Source organism: Achromobacter sp. Marseille-Q4954, assembly GCF_943737025.1.
GTDB classification, from domain to species: Bacteria; Pseudomonadota; Gammaproteobacteria; order Burkholderiales; family Burkholderiaceae_B; genus Achromobacter; species Achromobacter bronchisepticus_A.
This window is the reverse complement of the sequence record NZ_CALSFQ010000002.1, coordinates 1,192,487-1,210,604: the sequence shown is the minus strand read 5'-3', so window position 1 is coordinate 1,210,604 and position 18,118 is coordinate 1,192,487. Positions and strand designations below refer to the sequence as shown.

General features: G+C 68.3%; 16 protein-coding genes and 1 pseudogene. 6 read left to right on the top strand and 11 right to left on the bottom strand.

What is annotated here, in order from left to right; genetic code table 11:
- Window positions 1-2 precede the first annotated feature (2 nt).
- A complete protein-coding gene (locus tag NGK62_RS23600; RefSeq protein WP_251880616.1) occupies window positions 3-2,006 on the bottom strand; it encodes a PEP/pyruvate-binding domain-containing protein in 2,004 nt (667 codons plus the stop codon).
- Window positions 2,007-2,438: 432 nt separating this feature from the next.
- Here NGK62_RS23600 and cnbCb point away from each other — a divergent pair.
- Together cnbCb and NGK62_RS23590 are read left to right on the top strand one after the other, a co-directional pair.
- Window positions 2,439-3,365 (top strand): annotated as a pseudogene (cnbCb, locus tag NGK62_RS23595) (2-aminophenol 1,6-dioxygenase subunit beta).
- Window positions 3,366-3,384: 19 nt separating this feature from the next.
- Window positions 3,385-4,203, top strand: a complete 819-nt coding sequence (locus NGK62_RS23590) for a DODA-type extradiol aromatic ring-opening family dioxygenase (RefSeq protein ID WP_251880615.1) — start codon at window positions 3,385-3,387, stop codon at window positions 4,201-4,203.
- A 62-nt stretch (window positions 4,204-4,265) separates the two neighbouring features.
- Here NGK62_RS23590 and NGK62_RS23585 read toward each other — a convergent pair whose 3' ends face one another.
- Genes NGK62_RS23585 through NGK62_RS23550 form a run of 8 tightly spaced genes read right to left on the bottom strand, consistent with a single transcriptional unit; the run spans window position 4,266 to window position 12,510 of the window.
- Window positions 4,266-5,819 (bottom strand): fumarate hydratase, encoded by a 1,554-nt coding sequence (locus tag NGK62_RS23585; RefSeq protein ID WP_251880614.1) that lies wholly within the window; start codon window positions 5,817-5,819, stop codon window positions 4,266-4,268.
- A 38-nt stretch (window positions 5,820-5,857) separates the two neighbouring features.
- A complete protein-coding gene (locus NGK62_RS23580) occupies window positions 5,858-7,210 on the bottom strand; it encodes an MFS transporter (RefSeq protein ID WP_187524041.1) in 1,353 nt (450 codons plus the stop codon).
- Between the two features lie 54 nt (window positions 7,211-7,264).
- On the bottom strand, window positions 7,265-7,933 hold the full coding sequence (gene maiA / locus NGK62_RS23575) for a maleylacetoacetate isomerase (RefSeq protein WP_251880613.1): 669 nt from the start codon (window positions 7,931-7,933) through the stop codon (window positions 7,265-7,267).
- Between the two features lie 12 nt (window positions 7,934-7,945).
- Window positions 7,946-8,980 (bottom strand): fumarylacetoacetate hydrolase family protein, encoded by a 1,035-nt coding sequence (locus NGK62_RS23570; protein WP_251880612.1) that lies wholly within the window; start codon window positions 8,978-8,980, stop codon window positions 7,946-7,948.
- Window positions 8,981-9,037: 57 nt separating this feature from the next.
- Window positions 9,038-9,997 (bottom strand): MBL fold metallo-hydrolase, encoded by a 960-nt coding sequence (locus NGK62_RS23565; protein ID WP_059374304.1) that lies wholly within the window; start codon window positions 9,995-9,997, stop codon window positions 9,038-9,040.
- A gap of 32 nt (window positions 9,998-10,029) precedes the next feature.
- On the bottom strand, window positions 10,030-10,632 hold the full coding sequence (locus NGK62_RS23560; protein WP_251880611.1) for a VOC family protein: 603 nt from the start codon (window positions 10,630-10,632) through the stop codon (window positions 10,030-10,032).
- Window positions 10,629-10,835, bottom strand: coding sequence for a hypothetical protein (locus NGK62_RS23555; RefSeq protein WP_054456585.1), 207 nt, complete (start codon window positions 10,833-10,835; stop codon window positions 10,629-10,631). Before NGK62_RS23555 ends, NGK62_RS23560 begins: the two co-directional genes overlap by 4 nt.
- Window positions 10,810-12,510 carry an FAD-dependent oxidoreductase gene (locus tag NGK62_RS23550; protein ID WP_251880610.1) on the bottom strand — a complete coding sequence of 567 codons (1,701 nt, stop codon included), beginning with the start codon at window positions 12,508-12,510 and terminating at the stop codon, window positions 10,810-10,812. The genes NGK62_RS23555 and NGK62_RS23550 overlap by 26 nt, the downstream gene beginning before the upstream one ends.
- 148 nt (window positions 12,511-12,658) lie before the next feature.
- Between NGK62_RS23550 and NGK62_RS23545 the strand changes: the two genes are divergently transcribed.
- Window positions 12,659-13,468: a helix-turn-helix transcriptional regulator gene (locus NGK62_RS23545; protein WP_118934660.1), complete on the top strand. Its 810-nt coding sequence runs from the start codon at window positions 12,659-12,661 to the stop codon at window positions 13,466-13,468.
- An 85-nt stretch (window positions 13,469-13,553) separates the two neighbouring features.
- Here NGK62_RS23545 and NGK62_RS23540 read toward each other — a convergent pair whose 3' ends face one another.
- Window positions 13,554-14,747, bottom strand: coding sequence for an MFS transporter (locus NGK62_RS23540; protein WP_251880609.1), 1,194 nt, complete (start codon window positions 14,745-14,747; stop codon window positions 13,554-13,556).
- A 108-nt stretch (window positions 14,748-14,855) separates the two neighbouring features.
- Between NGK62_RS23540 and NGK62_RS23535 the strand changes: the two genes are divergently transcribed.
- The 3 genes from NGK62_RS23535 to NGK62_RS23525 all read left to right on the top strand — a co-directional run bounded on the left by NGK62_RS23535 (window position 14,856) and on the right by NGK62_RS23525 (window position 16,608).
- Entirely contained in the window at window positions 14,856-15,764 is a 909-nt protein-coding gene (locus NGK62_RS23535) for a LysR family transcriptional regulator (protein WP_251880608.1), read from the top strand.
- Between the two features lie 162 nt (window positions 15,765-15,926).
- Entirely contained in the window at window positions 15,927-16,112 is a 186-nt protein-coding gene (locus tag NGK62_RS23530) for a type II toxin-antitoxin system HicA family toxin (protein WP_119449491.1), read from the top strand.
- 76 nt (window positions 16,113-16,188) lie between these two features.
- Complete coding sequence (locus NGK62_RS23525; RefSeq protein ID WP_173149634.1) at window positions 16,189-16,608, top strand: type II toxin-antitoxin system HicB family antitoxin; 420 nt, start codon at window positions 16,189-16,191, stop codon at window positions 16,606-16,608.
- Between the two features lie 83 nt (window positions 16,609-16,691).
- Here the strand turns inward: NGK62_RS23525 and argH are convergent, their stop codons facing one another.
- On the bottom strand, window positions 16,692-18,110 hold the full coding sequence (gene argH / locus NGK62_RS23520; protein WP_054456589.1) for an argininosuccinate lyase: 1,419 nt from the start codon (window positions 18,108-18,110) through the stop codon (window positions 16,692-16,694).
- Between the last annotated feature and the right edge of the window lie 8 nt (window positions 18,111-18,118).

The following is an 18,118-nucleotide window of genomic DNA, read 5'->3' as shown; positions in this document are numbered from 1 at the left end:
GCCTAACGGCTGCCGTCGATGTACGGCCGGGCCTGCAGGATCAGGATGTCGTCACCCTGCACGGCCCATTCGATATCCTGGTCCGCGCCGCCCAGGCGCTGCTTGACCTGGCTGCCCACGGCAGCCAGGCGCGCCACCAGGGCATCGTTCAACACCTGGCGCGCGCCCTCGATCGGCACTTCGCGCACGCCGCCCGCGGCGTCCGCCACCAGTTGGGTGTCTTCGGCGGAGCGGGTCAGCACCTGCACCGCCTTGGACCAGCTGGAGTACATCAGCTGTTCGGCCTGCCGCTTGCCTTCCACCACCTTGATGCCCAGGCCGCGCTTGGCCGAGATGTAGGTGACGTAGCGGCGCGAGGCGTCGAAGGGATCGCGGGTGATCATGACGCCCGAGCTGTCCGATGCCGCCGCCTGTTGCACCAGCACCGCCATCACCACGCCGTCCTGGCCGATGCCGGCCGCGCGCCGGGCTTCGTATGCTTCGTAGTTGTAGACCGAGGCCCACACGGTCTGCACGGCTTGCGCCAGCGCGTCGGCCTGCGTCACGTTGGGCACGGTGGTGTAGAGCCCCGCGCCGCTGAATCCCGGCAGGTCCTCGGAATTGGACGAGCTGCGCACGAACACGCCGCGGCCCTGCAACTGCTTTTGCCAGCGTTCGCGCCAGGCGGCGGCCAAGGCCGGATCCGGTTGGGCCTGGATGATGTCCTGGCGTAGCGCGGCCAGTTCGGCGCGGCGCACGTTGGCATCGCTGGCGAAGTCCGCCCGCTGCTCCAGCGCGGCCATGCGCTGCGGCACGCCCAGCTGCGCCATGAAGGCCGCGTACTGCGCGAAGGGGATGCAGAAGCCGTCCGGCACGGTGGCCGCAGGCGGCAGCGTGGACTTCAGCGCGCCCAGGTTGGCCGCCTTCACGCCGCAATGGCGGCTGTCGCGCGTGACCATGCCGGAGAGCGGCTTGATCGCCTTGACCGTCAGGTCGGGCTTGGGCAGCGGCTGGGCAGCCCTGGGCGGCGGGGCTTCAGGCTTGGCGATGCGTTGCACCTGATAGCCGCTGCTGGTGACGGTCAGCTCGACCCATTGGCCGTCGTGCTCGCGCAGTGCGGCGACGGCATCGCGCACATAGGCGTTGGGAATGCGCCAGCCCTTTGCCAGCAGATTGACGTGGGACAGCAGGGTGGAGGGGCGCTGCGTGACCAGGCCGGCCACGGGCGGCAGCGCCACCGGAACCTCGTCCAGCACCAGGATGTCGGTCGGCGCCAGGTCCGGCGTGTCGTCCACCGAAGCCACGATGCGCAGCCGGCCTTGCGCCTGGCCGGTGTTCAGCGGCAGGAAGGTCTGTTCGCGCAGCAGCGATTCCTGCGTCACGGGCTTCAGGCCAGAATTCTGCGCGACCTGTTCGTGCAGCGTGGAATTGGCCTTGAAGCGCACGGGTTCGTAGAAGCTGGCCTGCAGTTTTTCCTCGGTCAGCTTCAACAGCTCCGGGGTGAGCCGGTCGCCTTCCCAGAATTCATAGGTGTAGCCGGGCAGGTCGCGCTGCCAACTGAGCGTGCCGAACAGCAGGCGCCGCTGCGGCTCCTTGTACTGCGCGATCAGCGTGGCCTTGTCGTTGGCGGGCAAGAGGCGACGTTCACGCGCGAAGTTCTCGTGCAGCGAGTAGCGCGGTGTATTGACGTAGTAGATCTTGCCGCCCTGTTTCCGGTCGATCACGAACAGCACGTGGGGGATCTCCAACGGCGTGCCAGGGTTGTAGACCCGGGCAAGCTGCTGGAATTCGGCCTGGGTCTGGATTTTCCCCAGGAAGGCGGGGCCGGTTTTCCTGGCGTCTTCCGCCTGCTGCGCCGCGCGCTCGTCGGCGGTCAACGGCCGCGAGTTTTCATAGGGCGAAGGCTTGCGGGCGGTTTGCGACTGGACGGGCGGGCCAAAGCTGGCCGCCGCCGCGCCCAGCGCGGCCAGGACGATCAGGCGGGTCAGGTGGCGGGACGAAAGGCGGCGGGCGGAAGATGGACTCATGAACGGGCGGGCGGGGCGCAGGGAGCCGCGATGATATCGGAGTGCCGCCGGCGTTTGTTTCTGGATGTGGCCAACTATGCGTTGACGTTGCTGCGGGGCGCAAAATACCCAATTTCAGTGATGTGCCTGGGGCCAGGAATGGCGTCTAATTCCGCCCAGGCTTGATCGCGCCCGCCGGCGCCGCGAGAAACCGGCCATCTCCGTACGAGAGGATGGAGACGGTTTTTCCGCAAGGTCTTTTTTAAGGAGCAGCTATCGCTGCTCTTTTTTTTCGCCTGCTCGGGAAATTCCCTAGCTGCTGAGGGCGTGCCGCCCGTTGACAGCGGCCTGCAGTGACTCGATACTCGGATCCAGTACGTATACGTACAAAATAATGGGCCTCGCAGCATCGGTCGACATCGGGTTCCCACTGCTCTCGCAAAGGAGTAAGCAATGAAGGACGGCGAAATTCTTTCCGGATTCCTGGCTCCCCATCCGCCGCACCTGGTGTACGGCGAGAACCCGCCGCAGAACGAGCCGCGCTCGCGCGGCGGCTGGGAAACCTTGCGCTGGGCCTACGATCATGTGCGCGAGAGCATCGAACGCCTGCGGCCCGATGTGCTGCTGGTGCATTCGCCGCACTGGATCACGCAGGTGGGCCACCATTTTCTGGGCGTGCCGCGCCTGGCGGGCCGCTCGGTGGACCCGATCTTTCCCGACCTGTTCCGCTACGACTTCGGCATGGACGTGGACGTAGAGCTGGCCGAAGCCTGCTGCGAGGAAGGCCGCAAGCTGGGCCTGGTCACCAAGATGATGCGCAACCCGAAGTTCAGGGTGGACTACGGCACCATCACCACGCTGCACATGGTGCGGCCGCAATGGGACATTCCGGTGGTGGGGCTGTCGGCGAACAACACGCCGTACTACCTCAACACCAAAGAGGGGCTCAAGGAAATGGACCTGCTGGGCCGGGCCACGCGCGAAGCCATACGCAAGAGCGGGCGGCGCGCGGTGCTGCTGGCCAGCAATACGCTGTCACACTGGCATTTTCATGAACAGCCCGAGGTGCCCGAGGACATGTCCAAGGAGCATCCGGCGCGCTACGACGGCTATCTGTGGGACATCCGCATGATCGAGCTGATGCGCAAGGGCAGGATGGGCGAGGTGTTCTAGCTGCTGCCGCAGTTCATCGACGAAGCCTTCGCTGAAGTGAAATCCGGCGCCTTCACCTGGATGCACGCGGCCATGGGCTATCCGCAGCTGGCGGGCAAGTTCCACGGCTACGGCACCGTGATCGGCACCGGTAACGCGGTGATGGAATGGAATCTTCAGGAGGCCGGGTTGTCCCGCCTCGAAGCATCCGCCGGTGCGACCGCCTAGCCCTCGAAGGACACATGCCATGACCCTCGTTTCCGCATTTCTCGTTCCCGGCAGCCCGCTGCCGCAATTGCGCAGCGACGTGGCGCCCTGGGGGCGGCTGAACCAGGCGCTGCGCGCGGCCGGCAAGTCGCTGGCGGCTTCCCGGCCCGACGTGGTGCTGGTGTATTCGACCCAGTGGATGGCAGTGCTGGACCAGCTATGGATCACCCGCGCGCGCAGCACTGGCGTGCACGTGGATGAGAACTGGCACGAGTATGGCGAGCTGCCCTTCGACATCGCCAGCGACACGGTTCTGGCCGAAGCCTGTGTGCAGGGCTGCCGCGATGCCGGCATCCATGCGCGCGGCGTGGACTACGACCACTTTCCCATCGACACGGGCACCATCACGGTCAGCACGCTGATGGGCTTCGGCACCGATCAGCTACCGGTGACGCTGGCGGCCAACAACCTCTACCACGATCATGCGCAGACGGAGCAGCTCAGCCGCATCGCCCTGCAGGCGGCCGCGCTCCAGAACAAGCGGGCAGCGGTCATCGGCATAGGCGGACTGTCCAACACCATGTTCCGCGAGCCGGTGGCGCCGGACTCGGATTGTGTGATCTCGCCGGCCGACGACGAGTGGAACCGCCGCATGCTGGCGTTGCTGGAAAGCGGCGATGCCGGACAACTGCGTGAACTCATGCCCGAGTACGCCGGGCAGGCCAAGGCGGAGATGGGCTTCAAGCACATGTCCTGGCTGCTGGGCGCGTTGGGCGAGCAGTTCCGCGGCGCCAAGGTGCTGGAATATGCGCCGCTGTATGGCAGCGGCGGGGCGGTGGTGGAATTCAAGGTGGGTTGAGGGCGCGCCGGGGCGCGGCGGGATCCAGGCTGCCCCTACCAGGACGGCTTCGACCTTCGTCGTCAGGCGGTCCCCGTCGACGCCACCGGTATTTCCCTGGCCCCCGCCGTCCGGCGCCACTGCGCCGGCCCCGACACATGCAGGTTGCCGCCTTCGGCGTCCACCGCCACGGTCACGGGCATGTCCTGGACTTCGAACTCATGGATCGCTTCCATGCCCAGGTCCTCGAAGGCGACCACGCGTGCGCTGCGGATGGCGCGGGACACGAGATAGGCGGCGCCGCCCACGGCGATCAGGTAGGCCGCCCGGTGGCGCCGGATCGCCTCGACCGCCTGGGGACCGCGCTCCGCCTTGCCTATCATCGCCAGCAGTCCCGTGCGCTCCAGCATCATGCCGGTGTAGCCGTCCATGCGCGTCGACGTGGTGGGGCCGGCGGGTCCGACGGCTTCGTCGCGCACGGCGTCCACCGGCCCCACGTAGTAGATGGCGCGGCCGCGAAAGTCGGCCGGCAGTGGTTCGCCGCGCGCCAGCATTTCGCGGATGCGCTGGTGCGCGGCATCGCGTCCGGTCAGCATGCGGCCATTGAGCAACAGGGTTTCGCCCGCGCGCCAGGATGCGACTTCCTCGCGGGTGAGCGTGTCCAGGTGCACGCGCCGGCCGGCGCTGGATCCGCGCGCGGCTCCCAGGTCGGGCCACAGGTCCAGCGACGGCGGGGCCAGGTGCGCGGGGCCGGAACCGTCCAGCACGAAGCGGGCATGGCGCGTGGCCGCGCAATTGGGGATCAGCGCGACGGGCTTGGCGGCGGCGTGCGTGGGGTAGGTCTTGATCTTCACGTCCAGCACGGTGGTGAGGCCGCCCAGGCCCTGCGCGCCCACGCCCAGCGCGTTGATGCGTTCGTGCAGTTCCAGCCGCAGCGCGTCCTCGGGCGCCAGCGCGTCGCCGCGCCGAGCCCGCGCCTGCAGTTCATGCATGTCCAGCGGCTGCATCAGGCTTTCCTTGGCCAGCAGCACCGCCTTTTCGGCCGTGCCGCCCACGCCTATGCCCAGCATGCCGGGCGGACACCAGCCGGCGCCCATGGCGGGTATCTGCGCCAGCACCCAGTCGACGATGCTGTCGGCCGGGTTCAGCATGGCCAGCCGCGCCTTGTTTTCCGAGCCGCCGCCCTTGGCCGCGACCGTGACGGCCACGCTGGCGCCCGGCACGATGCGCGTGCTGATGACGGCGGGCGTGTTGTCGCGGGTGTTGCCGCGGCCGAACAGCGGGTCGGACACCACCGAGGCCCGCAACGGATTGTCCGGGTCCAGGTAGGCGCGCCGCACGCCGGCGTTGACGGCGTCTTCCAGGCTGGCGGTAAAGCCCTCCCAGCGCACGTCCATGCCGACTTCCAGGAAGACGTTGACGATGCCGGTGTCCTGGCAGATCGGCCGGCGGCCGATGGCGGCCATGCGCGAGCTGGCCAGGATCTGCGCCATGGCGTCGCGCGCCGGCGCGCTGGCCTCGCATTCGTAGGCGCGGGCCAGGTGCGCGATGTAATCGGCCGGATGGTAGTGGCTGATGTACTGCAGCGCGCTGGCGATGGATTCGATCAGGTCGTCCTGGCGGATGAAGGTGCTCATGGCATGCGTGGGTAGGTGGCGTCAGCAGAGGATCAAGTTCAGTCGGCGTGCAGCGTGACGCCGGGCCGGTCCTTGACCAGGCTCACGGCCACGAAGGACACCAAGGCCATGGCGATGACGTAGACACCCACATGCCAGGACTGTCCGGTGGCGGTGATGATGGACTGCGCGATCATCGCGGCGAAGGCGCCGCCCAGGATGGAGCCCAGCGCGTAGCCCGCCGACACGCCCGAGTAGCGCACGTCGGCCGGAAACATCTCGGCGTACAGCGCGGCCTGCGGGCCATAGGTCAGGCCCAGCGGCACCGACAGCACGGCCAGGGCGAAGGCGAATTGCATGACGTCGCCGGAGTCGACGAAGGACCACATCGGCACCGCCCACAGCGCCAGCAGCACGTAGCCGAGCTGGAAGGTGCGCACGCGGCCGATGCGGTCGCCGAGCCAGCCGCCCAGCAGCGTGGTGCCCAGCCAGCAGGCCGCGGCCAGCGTGCAGATCATCAGCACCTGCTGCGGCGGCATGCGCAGCGCCCGGCTGCCGTAGCTGATGAAGAAGCCGACCAGCAGGTAGCCGGCCGTGCTGTTGCCCACGAAGATCAGCGTGGTCAGCAGGATCTGGCGCGGATGCTTGCGCAACAGCGTGCCCAGCGGCGCAGAGGAATGGCTGCGGCGCGACTGCATCTCCAGGAACACGGGGGATTCCTCGACCGCGCGGCGGATGAAGACGCCGACGACGATGAGCGCGATGGACAGCAGGAAGGACACCCGCCAGCCCCAGGCCATGAAATTGTCGGGGCCGACCAACGAGGTAATGCACCACAGCACGCCGGTGGCGACGATCATGCCCAGCGGCACGCCGATCTGCGGAAAGGCGCCGAACAGCGAACGCCGGTCGCGGGGCGCGTGCTCGACCGCCATGAGGGCCGCGCCGCCCCATTCGCCGCCAGCGGAGAAGCCTTGCAGCACGCGCAGCGTCACCAGCATCACCGGCGCCCAGATGCCGATCTGCGCATAGGTGGGCAGCACGCCGATCAGCGCCGTGGACACGCCCATCAGGATCAGCGTGGCCGCCAGCACCCGCTTGCGGCCGTAGCGGTCGCCCAGATGGCCGCAGACGATGGCGCCCAGCGGCCGGAACAGGAAGGCCACGCCCACGGTCGCGAACGACAGGATCAACGACAGTTCCGGGTTCTCCTTGGCGAAAGGCGCGAAGAACAGCGAGCCCAGCACCAGGCCGGCCGCCTGGACGTAGATGAAATAGTCGTACCACTCGATGGCCGAGCCGACCAGCGTGGCGGCCAGCACCTTGCGGTCGTCGGCGCTGACCAGCGGGCCGGACGCGGAACGGCCGGGGGCTGCGACGGCGGCGCCGTCGGCGGGGATTTCTGTCTGCATGATTGTCTCCGTGGGGGGAATGCGGCGGTTCAGCTTCTTATTCGGGGGTGTTGCCTAGGCCGCCGCGCTCTGCGGCGCGTCGGGTTGGTTTTCCGGACGGGCCGCTACGAACGCGGGCAGGCCGGCGCAGGCCTGGACGATGGCGCGGACCCGCTCGAAGGGCGTCAGGTCCGCGCCGTAGCGCAAGGCGTTGTAGACCTGCGGGATCAGGTAGCACTCGACCAGCGTGGGCGCGGCGCCCAGCGCGTAGCGGCCGTCCTGCGCCGAGGGCAGCGCCGCCTCGAAGGCCTGGAAGCCTTCGGCGCACCAGTGGCGGTACCAGTCCTGGATCTGTTCGTCATCCGCGCCGAACTGGGCGCGCAGGCGCTTGAGCGCACGCAGGTTGTTGAGCGGATGCATTTCGCAGGCGATCAATTGCGCCAGTGCGCGGGCTTGCGCGCGCAGCGCCGGATCGGCCGGCAGCAGCGGCGCGCCGGGATGGCGCTCGTCCAGGTACTCGATGATGGCCAGCGACTGCTGCAGGCGCAGGCCGTCGATTTCCAGCATGGGCACCAGGCCGAAGGGCGCCAGCGATCGGTAGGCGGGCTGCTGGTGTTCGCCCTTGACCATGTGCCAGGTGACCTGCCGGTAAGGCAGGTCCTTCAAGGCCAGGGCGATGCGGACCCGGTAGGCCGCGGAACTGCGCCAGTAGCTGTGCAGGGTGAGGGCAGGCGTATCGGCCACGGCGGTCTCCGGTCAGGCGGCGGCAGTTTCGGGCGTACCGGCCGATACGGCGCCAGGCATTGGGCGCGTGCCGGGAATGCGCACCTGCTGGTCGATGTCGCCGAACAGGCTTGCGCCCGCGTCGTCGCGCATGCCGATGCGCACCCGGTCGCCGTGCTTGAGGAAGGGCGTGCGCATTTCGCCGTCGCGCAGCTTTTCCCGCACGCGCGCCTCGACCAGGCAGCACACGCCGGCGGCGTCGCTGGCATTCGAAATGGTGCCGCTGCCCACCAGGGTGCCGGCGCCCAGGCGGCGCGTGCGGGCCGCGTGCGCGATCAGTTCGCCGAAATGGAATTGCATTTCCTCGCCCGCCTGGGGCTGGCCGATCTGCCGGCCGTTTAGCCACACCTGCATGGCGCGGTGCAGCTTGCCGCCGCGCCAGTAGGGCGCGAGCTCGTCGGGTGTGACCAGCACGGGCGACAGCGCCGAGGCCGGCTTGCCCTGCAGGAAGCCGAAGCCCTTGGACAGCTCGGGCAGCACCACGTTGCGCAGGGTCACGTCGTTGACCAGGCCCAGCAGCACGACGTGTTCGAGCGCCGCGTCCGGGTCCACGCCCAGCGGCACGTCGTCGGTCACGACCACGATCTCCGCCTCCAGGTCCACGCCCAGTTCCTCGCTGGCGGCGGTGATGTCTTCGCAAGGGCCCATGAAGTCATCCGAGGCGCCCTGGTACATCAGCGGATCGGTCAGGAACGAAGGCGGCATCTCGCCGCCGCGGGCGCGGCGCGTCAATTCCACGTGGTTCAGGTAGGCCGACGCGTCCAGCCATTGGTAGGCGCGCGGCAGGGGGGCGGCGCAGCGGGCAGGGTCGAAGGGGAGGCTGGCGCCGTCGCCTGCGTTCAACGACTCGTATTCGGCCTGCAACAGCGGCGCGGCGCGGGCCCAGTCGTCCAGCGCCTGCTGCAAGGTGGCGGCGATGTGCGGCACGGTGCGCATGCGGGTCAGGTTGCGGTCGACGACGGCCAGGGCGCCGTCGCGGGCGCCGTTGGTCAGGGTGGCGAGTTTCATCTTCAGGTGCTCCGTATCGGAAAGGCAGGCCCGCGGCGGGGCCTCGTCGTGCGGGGATCAGGCGGTGAGTTCCGCCCACATGTCGCGGTCGCGCTGGGCGGTCCAGACGCGCGGATCGGCGATGCCGCTGGCCTCGTCATAAGCGCGCGAAACGTCGAAGGGAATGGCGTGTTCGTAGATGACGACGTGGCCAAACTCGGGGTCCATGACGCGGCGCGTGTCTTCATAGACCTGCTTCAGGCTCTTGCCTTGCTCCACGCCCTGGCGGGCGCAGCCGTACAGCGTTTCGACCCAGCTGCGCGTGTAGCCGATGGCCTCGCGGCAGGCGGCGGGCGTGGTCAGGGCGGGACCGCGGCCCGGCACCATCTGGCGCGGTTGCAGCGCTTGCAACGCGTCCAGCGTGGCGGGCCAGTCCGACAGGTAGGCATCGCCCGTGTACACGCCCGCGTTGAATTCCACCAGGTCGCCGGAGAAACAGATGCCCTGCGACGGAATCCAGACGATGGAGTCGCCCCGGGTGTGGCCGGCGCCCAGGTGCAGCATGCGCACTTCGAGGCTGCCCAGGAACACGGTCAGCTCGCGCTCGAACACCACGGTGGGCCAGGTCAGCCCGGGGATGGTCTCGGCGGACTGGAACAGCCGCGGGAAGCGGCCGATCTCCGAGTCCATGTCGGCCTGGCCGCGTTCGACGATGAGCTCATGCGTGCCGCGGCTGGCGTACACGTTGGCCGCGCCCTCGGCCACGAAGGCGGACGCGCCCAGCACGCGCACGGCGTGGTAGTGCGTCAGCGCCACGTGGCGGATGGGCTTGTCGGTGACGCCGCGGATGGCTTGGATCAGCGCCTGCGCCATGGCCGGGGTGGCGGTCGCGTCGACCACCATCACGCTGTCGTCGCCGATGATCACGCCCGAGTTGGGGTCGCCGTCGGCCACGTAGGCGTAGGCGTTGTCGGACAGGCGCTCGAAGGAGATCTTCTTTTCCGCCAGGTCGGCCTGGGAGGCGAAGGGTTTGCTCATGGTGTTCCTTTGATGAATGGAAAGTGGGCGTTTCAGCTGGCGTGGGCCTGGCCGCGCTGCTGGCTGCTGGTGCCGCTGGCGCCGGGCATCAGCCCGGCGGCCTTGTCGCGGGTCCAGGCGGCCAGGTCGTCATGGGCGCTGCGGCGCTTGCGAGCCACGTAGTCGTCCACGGGCAGGCGCAGGGTCAGTTCGAGCCGGATGCCGTTGGGGTCGAAGAAATAGATCGAGCGGATGAAGTGGTGGTCGGTCGGCCCCACCACGTCGACGCCGTGGGACAGCAGCCGCTGGCGCATCCGTTCCAGCTCGGCTTCGCCGCCGATTTCCATGGCGAAGTGGTTGACCCAGCGCGGCGTGGCGGGATCGGGCTGGCTCAGTCCGTTGTCGCCCAGGTCGAAGAAGGCGATGTGGGAGCCGTCGGCGAATTCGAAGAACAGGTGCACGAAGGGACAGTGTTCGCCGGTGGAGGGCACGCGTTCTTCCTTGACCACATGCACCAGTGGCAGGCCCAGGATGTCTTCGTAGAAATGCCGGGTTTCCTCCGCGTCGCGGCAGCGCCAGGCGAAGTGATGCAGGCCCTGGATGGCGGGGCAGGCGGGGGGGGATTGCAGCGTCATGGCGCCGTCTCCGTGGTTCATGGAATGTTCAAGGCGGGCGAACCGGGTTGGCTCGCCAGCATCTCGTCGACCGCCGCCTGCACCCGGGCCGCGTCGTCCACGGCTTCGATGAGCAGCAGCGACAGCCGGGCCAGGCTGTCGCGCTGGGCCGCGGGGTCGGGCACGTTGGTCAGCGCGATAAGGCGCTCGAGCAGGTCGTCAAGCTGTTGCTGGGATAGCGGCATGGCTGGCGCCTCCGGTTGAGCGGTAGAGGCCGCGGGCCTCGGGCAGGGGTTCGGGACAGGCACCGGGGGCATCCAGCGCCGCGTTGATCCAGGCCTGCACGGCCTCGGGATCGCGCGTCTCGGGCGTGGCCGCGGCCATGACATGCTGGTCGGGGCGCAGCAGCCAGGCCTCGCCGTCCAGCGTCTGGCCGAGCTGGTGCGCCAGGGCGGCGCGTCCGCGCTCATCGCAAAGCGGGCCGACGGCGATCCAGCGCAGCAGGCCGTCGCCGTCCTCCGCGCCGGCGGGCAGGGCATCGCCGAACACCAGCACGGTGAACCAGGGGCCGAGCAGCCCATGCAGGGTCAGGCCGTCGCTTTGCCGCAGCACCACGTTGGGCAGCGCGCGCCCGGCCAGGGCGTGCGCGCCCCGCGCCAACGCCGACGCCGGATAGACGGCCGGCATGCACAGGCGGCCGGTGTTGATCATGCGGGCGGCGGTGGCGTGGCGCGGCGCCAGGTCGATGATGGCGTCGCGCCACAGCGCGGCCGAGGGGGCCGCGCCCGGGTAGACGAAGCGCGAGGAGCGGCGCGCCTGGCGGATGTTCTCCATCGCCGCGTGCTTGCGCTCCACGCTGTAGGTGTCCAGCAGTGAGTCGCCCGCGCGGCATTGCAGCAGCAGGGCCAGCTTCCAGCCCAGGTTGTCGGCGTCCTGGATGCCGCCGTTGCCGCCGCGCGCACCGAACGGCGCGACCAGGTGGGCCGAGTCGCCCGCGAACAGCACGCGGCCGTGGCGCAGGCTGTCCAGGCATTCATGGCGGTAGGCCCAGACGCCGTGCCAGGCGATGTCGAATTCCACGCGTTCGCCCAGCAGGTCCCAGACGCGCTGGCGCATGGCCGCGTCGGTGGCCGCCTCGGCCGGGTCTTCGTCCGCGCGCAGCTGGAAATCCAGCCGCCAGGTATCGTCGGCCATCTTGTGGCGCCAGACCGCGCGGCCATGGTTGCTGCGCGCGTCCAGCCAGGTCCAGCGTTCCTCCGGCCAGGTGGTGTCGCGCAGCACGATGTCGATGATGATCCAGCGGTCCTCGGTCTGGTCGTACACCCGCGGGCTGAGGCCCAGCATGCCGCGCACCGCGCTCTTGGCGCCGTCGCAGGCGACGACCCATTGCGCGCGGCACGGGTAGGGGCCGTCGGGCGTCTCCACCTGCAGCGTCGCCGGGCCGTCCGCTTGCGGTTCGATGCCGGCGACGCGGTTCAGCCAGCGCAGCTCGGCCAGCGGCTCGCGCATCAGCGCGTCCACCAGGAAGGCTTCCAGGTAGTACTGCTGCAGGTTGACGAAGCCGTTGTGGCGCATGTCGGGCTGGTCCTGCAGCGTGAAGGACGCCACCGCCATGTCGCGGCACAGCACGCGGCCCACGTTCCAGCGCACGCCCTTGCCGACCACGTCGCCGGCCATGCCGAGCCGGTCGAAGATGTCCAGCGTGCGCTGCGCCCAGACCATGCCGCGCGAGGCCAGGCCGCGCACGCCGACGGTGTTGTCGTCGTCCAGCACGACTACGGGGATGCCCCGCCGCACCAGGTCCAGCGCCAGCGTCAGCCCGGTCAATCCGGCCCCCACGACCGCCACCGGATGCGGATCGCGGCGCGGGCGGTCCATTTCCTCGGGCCTGACGTATGGATAGATGGGAAGCTCTTTCATCGTTTTCCCTAGTTCGATGTGGTTTGTTGCAGGCCCCACTCTAGGAGCGCCGCGCGGGCCCGTCATGTCCTCACGGAAGAGGACATCGCGGCGGCGGGGGATGACCTTAGAATCGGGAAAACACGCGCAAGCGGGGGAAAACGACACCATGGAAGAGACAAACAACCCTATGCCCGCGGGCGGGGGGCCGGACCGTTGGGCCGAGTCCGCCGTCATGGACCTGGGCGGTCCGATGTTCCATGCCGCGCTGCTGCTGGCGCTGCGCGAAACCGTGGCCGCCGACCACGTGTCGCACGTGTTCTACGGCCAGGAAGGCTCGGTGCAGTATTCGTCGGCCGCCAGCCTGCTGAACCAGTCCCTGATCGAATGGACCACCAACGTATTCGTGGACAACGAGTTCTACCGGCGCGACCCCAATTACGGCCTGCTGCGCGACATGGCCTGCCGGCCCGGCCATCATCCCGACCTGGTCGTCCAGACCGCGTCGCCCGAACGCATCGCGGATGACGAGTACCGCCGCCTGCTGTTCGAGCGCCCGGGCTTCGCCAGCAAGATCTCGCTCATCGGCTGCCGCGACGAGGGCATCAGCTACCTGAACCTGTATTTCTCGCACGCCCATTCGCCGAACGTGGCCGAGCTGATGCGCGGGCGTGCGCCCTTGCTGATCGCGCTGGCGCGGCGCCATCACCAGTTGTGCCGCGTGCAAGCGGACGCGCCGCGCGCGCCGTCCTGGTGCAGCGGACTGTCGCTGCGCGAGATCCAGGTGGCGGACCTGCTGCGCCAGGGCCATACCGCGAAGGAAGTGGGGCGCGAGCTGGGCCTGTCGCCCACCACCGTGGTCACCTACAAGAACCGCATCTTCAAGAAGAACAACGTGGCCAGCCTGAAGGAGTTCCTGATCAAGGCGCCGGCCGCATGCGCCGTGCCGGCCTGTATGCCGGAGGCGGGCAGGCGCTGAGCAACACGCCTGCGTTCGGGGTTGCAGCTGCTGCTGCCGGGTTTCCAGCCTCCGGGCGCCCGGTGGCCGCTCGTGCGATTCGGGATCAGACCTTGACGGATGGCCGCGGACGGGCGACGGCAGGAACCGCCAGGGCCGCCAGCAGCGCCACGGCCCCGGCGATATAGCCCACGCTGCCCAGCCCCCATTGCGCGATCGCCCATCCGCCCAGCATGGCGCCGGCGCCAATGCCGGCATTGGCTGCCGACACGTTCAGCGTCCCCGCCATGGCCTGGGCTTGCGGCGCGACCTGCATCACGCGCACCTGGCACACCGGATACAGCGCGGTATTGGCGATGCTCCAGGCGGCCAGCGCCGGCAGCAGCCCGGCTGGCGTCGACGCCAGCGGCACGGCGGCCATCATGCCCAGGCCCAGCAGCAGCGTGAACGCCAGGGTCGCGGCCAGCGGATTGCGGTCCGCCGCCAGTCCGCCCAGCCAGTTGCCCGCCAGGCCCGCCGCGCCAAACCCCATCAGCCACCAACCCACCTGCGCCGGCGGCACGCCGGCGATACGTTCCAGCACATCGGCGAGATAGGTGTAGGCAGTGAACATCGCGGTGAACACCGCGACGGACAGGGCGATGTGGGCCAGCATGCGAGGGTCGCGCAGTATCCGCGCCTGCTCGCGCAGGCCCGCGCGCGGCGGGCGCGGCAAGGTCGGCATGCAGGCCCACATCAAGGCGGCCAGCGCCAGGGACAGCGCTGCCAGTCCCCAGAAACTGCCGCGCCAGCCTATGGACGCGGCCGCCAGGGTGCCTAGCGGAATGCCGAACAGCAGCGCGGCGGAAATGCCCAGGTAGACGCGCGCCACCGCCTGTCCGGCACGGCGGGGGCCGGCCAGTTGCGCCGCGGCTTCGCTGGCCGTGCCCCAGAACACCGGCAGGGCCAGCGCGGGTATGAAGCGCGCCACTGCCAGCACCCAGATGTTGGGCGCGGCAGCGGCCAGCGCATTGGCGGCGGCGAAGACCAGCAGGATCGCGACGAACAGGCGCTTGCGCTCCACGTGCGATAGCGCCGCCGTCAGCAAGGGCCCCGACAGCATCACGGTGAATGCGAACAGGGTTACAAGCTGGCCCGCAGCGGATACGGAGATGGACAGGTCGCGGGCCAGTTCGGGCAGCAGTCCCACGATCAGGAACTCCGTGGAAACGATGACGAAGGCCGCGACGGCGAGGATGGCGATGGATAGCGTGGCGGAGCGGGCGGGGACGGATGGAGATGCCAGGGAGGTTTCGAGCATGGATGGGTTCAAGAGCAAGACGGTCTTGAACGATATTGGAGATAGAATTTCTTATCTCAGGTATTTATTCCTTGGATTAAGGAATCTGATTCATTAATAATCGCCGCCATGATCCCGTCCGAACGCCTGAAAGGCATCGAAGCTTTCGTCGCCACCGCGGACGCGGGCAGCTTCACCGCCGCCGCTGACCGGCTCCACCTCACCGCGTCGGCGGTGGGCAAGAGCGTCGCGCGGCTGGAAGCCCGCCTGCGCACCCGCCTGTTCGAACGCAGCACCCGCCGCCTGGCGCTGACGGATGCGGGCAGCGCCTACTACCGCACCTGCGTGCGCGTACTGGCCGAATTGCAGGACGCCGAAGCGGTGCTGGCGGCGCAGCGCCAGGAACCGGCCGGCCGCCTGCGCCTGGACCTGCCCGCGACCTTCGGCCGCAGGGTCGCGCTGCCGCTGCTGTTGCAGTTCGCCAAGCGCCATCCGCTGTTGCGGGCGCAAGTGTCGTTCACGGACCGTCATGTGGATCTGGCCGCCGAAGGCATAGACGTGGCCGTGCGCATCGGCGGGCCGCAGCAGTGGGCGCCCGGCCTGGGCCATCGTTACCTGGGTTCGGAACGCGTGATTTTCTGCGCTTCGCCGCAATACTTGGCGCAACGCGGCACGCCGCTCACCGCCGACGACCTGGCGCAGCATGACGCGGTGGCCTACGGCCGCGCGGACGGGGAGTCCCCGGTGTGGCGCATCGCGCAGGACGCCGGACCCGCCAGCCTGCGGCCGATCGACGGCGTGATGCTGCTTGACAGCGCCGAAGCCCAGGTCGACGCCGTCGCCGCCGGCTTCGGCATCGCGCAACTGGCGACCTGGCTGGCGGCCGACGCCTTGCGCGATGGGCGGGTGGTCGAAGTGCTGCCGCAATTGGCCACCGAAGGCCTGCCGCTGTACCTGGCGTGGCCGCTGGGCAAGCAGTTGTTGCCCAAGGTGGATGCGGTGGTGGAGATGCTGGGGGAGTCGCTCAGTATCGTCTAGCGGGTGGCCGCAATATCGTTCGGTCCGAGAAAGTGACACCTCTACGCCGCGTTGTCCCTACGTCTTCTACGCTCATAGCGGGAGGAGAACGGCTCAAGTAAACACTTCTGTTTATTTATTCAACATTTTTGTTTATGCTCAATCAAGCCGTGGCCATTGGTCATGAAGTACAGCGAGTTCAAGAGATGGCTGGAACGACAAGGGGCTGTGTTTGTGCCGCACAAGTCAGGCAGCAGCCATTACCGGGTTACCTTGAACGGCGTGACCACGATCTTTCCACATCACGGGTCCAAGGAAATGGGCAAGCATCTGGAAAGCGAAATCAAGAAACAGCTCGGTTTGAAATGACGTTGTGCGTTCAGCACGCCGGATGCGCGTCACGCAAACGGTCTTGCCTGGCACTCTCATCGAACAGGAAGCCTGAATGCTGACCTATCCCTACACCCTGACTCGCGACACCAACGATACGTGGCTAGTCCAGTTTCCTGATATTCCAGAAGCGCTCACCGTGGGACAGGACGCCGATGAGGCGGCGATCAACGCCGAAGAGGCGCTCGAAGCTGCGCTGGAGATCTACTTCGAGGCGCGCCGCCCCATTCCCATGCCCTCCAAGCCTGCCAAGGGTCAGGCGTCAGTAACCTTGCCCGCCTTGGTCACCAGCAAGGTCTTTCTGTCGAACGAGATGATTCTTCAGGGGGTGCGCAAGGCCGAGTTGGCGAGGCGCATGGGGGTTCACATGCCGCAAGTGGACCGCTTGCTCAACGTGCGGCACGCATCCCGGATCGAGCAAGTCGAATCTGCCCTTGGGCAGCTAGGGCGCCGTCTGGACGTGTCGATTGCCTGAGGCTGGCACACCTGCAAGTCCCGCGCTCCAATGAAAATCGGCCCCGATAACGGGGCCGATCATCTTGCATCGAAAAGCCAGGCTTATTCCGCCGTTTCCTGCAGCACGCGGCGGGCTTCCTCGGCAACGCGCTCCGGGGCGGTGCCGCCCACGTGCTTGCGGGCCGCGACCGAGCCTTCCAGGGTCAGGACCTGGTGCACGTCGTCGCCGATGCTGGCGTGGTAGGCCTTGAGTTCGTCCAGCGACAGGTCGGCCAGGTCGCAGCCGCGCTGTTCGCAGTCGCGCACCGCGTGGGCCACCACTTCGTGGGCGTCGCGGAACGGCACGCCGCGCTTGACCAGGTAGTCGGCCAGGTCGGTGGCGGTGGCGAAGCCCTGCAGGGCGGCGGCGCGCATGTTGTCGGCCTTGACCTTGATGCCGCCGGCCATGTCCGCGAAGATCGTCAGCGTGTCGCGCACGGTGTCGACGGTGTCGAACAGGCCTTCCTTGTCTTCCTGGTTGTCCTTGTTGTAGGCCAGGGGCTGGCCTTTCATCAGGGTCAGCAGGGCGACCAGGTGGCCGTTGACGCGGCCGGTCTTGCCGCGGGCCAGCTCGGGCACGTCGGGGTTCTTTTTCTGCGGCATGATCGAGCTGCCGGTGCAGAAGCGGTCGGCCAGGTCGATGAAGCCCACGCGCGGGCTCATCCAGAGCACCAGCTCTTCGGACAGGCGCGAGACGTGCGTCATGATCAGCGCGCCGGCGGCGCAGAATTCGATGGCGAAGTCGCGGTCGGACACGGCGTCCAGCGAATTGCGGCACACGCCGTCAAAGCCCAGGGTCTTGGCGACGCGCTCGCGGTCGATCGGGTAGGACGTGCCGGCCAGGGCGGCGGCGCCCAGCGGCAGGCGGTTCACGCGGCGGCGGCAGTCGGCCAGGCGCTCGGCGTCGCGGCCGAACATTTCGGCATAGGCCAGCAGGTGATGGCCGAAGGTGACGGGCTGGGCGACCTGCAGGTGCGTGAAGCCGGGCATGATGGTGCCGGCGTTGTCCAGCGCCACCGTGGCCAGGGCGTGGCGCAGCTGGCGCAGCAGGTCCAGCAGGTTGTCGATTTCGGCGCGCAGCCACAGGCGGATGTCGGTGGCGACCTGGTCGTTGCGCGAACGACCGGTGTGCAGGCGCTTGCCCGCGTCGCCCACCAGTTCCACCAGGCGCTTTTCGATGTTCAGGTGCACGTCTTCGAGGTCGAGCAGCCATTGGAAGCTGCCGGCGTCGATTTCGGACAGGATCTGCGTCATGCCGCGCTGGATGTCGGCCAGGTCCTGGGCGCCGATGATGCCCTGGGCGGCCAGCATGTCCGCGTGCGCGAGCGAACCTTGAATGTCGTAGCGCGCCAGGCGCTTGTCGAAATCCACGGACGCCGTATAGCGCTTGACGAGTTCGGAAACCGGTTCCGAGAACCGGGCGGACCAGGCCTGCGCCTTGTTGGCGAACTGGTTTTGATCGGGGGAGGGAGTGTTTGCCATGATGGACA

Coding starts and splice junctions, on each gene's coding strand:
- NGK62_RS23600 (WP_251880616.1), bottom strand. CDS start 2,006: ATGAGTCCATCTTCCGCCCGCCGCCTTTCGTCCCGCCACCTGACCCGC.
- NGK62_RS23590 (WP_251880615.1), top strand. CDS start 3,385: ATGACCCTCGTTTCCGCATTTCTCGTTCCCGGCAGCCCGCTGCCGCAA.
- NGK62_RS23585 (WP_251880614.1), bottom strand. CDS start 5,819: ATGAGCACCTTCATCCGCCAGGACGACCTGATCGAATCCATCGCCAGC.
- NGK62_RS23580 (WP_187524041.1), bottom strand. CDS start 7,210: ATGCAGACAGAAATCCCCGCCGACGGCGCCGCCGTCGCAGCCCCCGGC.
- NGK62_RS23570 (WP_251880612.1), bottom strand. CDS start 8,980: ATGAAACTCGCCACCCTGACCAACGGCGCCCGCGACGGCGCCCTGGCC.
- NGK62_RS23565 (WP_059374304.1), bottom strand. CDS start 9,997: ATGAGCAAACCCTTCGCCTCCCAGGCCGACCTGGCGGAAAAGAAGATC.
- NGK62_RS23560 (WP_251880611.1), bottom strand. CDS start 10,632: ATGAACCACGGAGACGGCGCCATGACGCTGCAATCCCCCCCCGCCTGC.
- NGK62_RS23555 (WP_054456585.1), bottom strand. CDS start 10,835: ATGCCGCTATCCCAGCAACAGCTTGACGACCTGCTCGAGCGCCTTATC.
- NGK62_RS23550 (WP_251880610.1), bottom strand. CDS start 12,510: ATGAAAGAGCTTCCCATCTATCCATACGTCAGGCCCGAGGAAATGGAC.
- NGK62_RS23545 (WP_118934660.1), top strand. CDS start 12,659: ATGGAAGAGACAAACAACCCTATGCCCGCGGGCGGGGGGCCGGACCGT.
- NGK62_RS23540 (WP_251880609.1), bottom strand. CDS start 14,747: ATGCTCGAAACCTCCCTGGCATCTCCATCCGTCCCCGCCCGCTCCGCC.
- NGK62_RS23535 (WP_251880608.1), top strand. CDS start 14,856: ATGATCCCGTCCGAACGCCTGAAAGGCATCGAAGCTTTCGTCGCCACC.
- NGK62_RS23530 (WP_119449491.1), top strand. CDS start 15,927: ATGAAGTACAGCGAGTTCAAGAGATGGCTGGAACGACAAGGGGCTGTG.
- NGK62_RS23525 (WP_173149634.1), top strand. CDS start 16,189: ATGCTGACCTATCCCTACACCCTGACTCGCGACACCAACGATACGTGG.
- argH (WP_054456589.1), bottom strand. CDS start 18,110: ATGGCAAACACTCCCTCCCCCGATCAAAACCAGTTCGCCAACAAGGCG.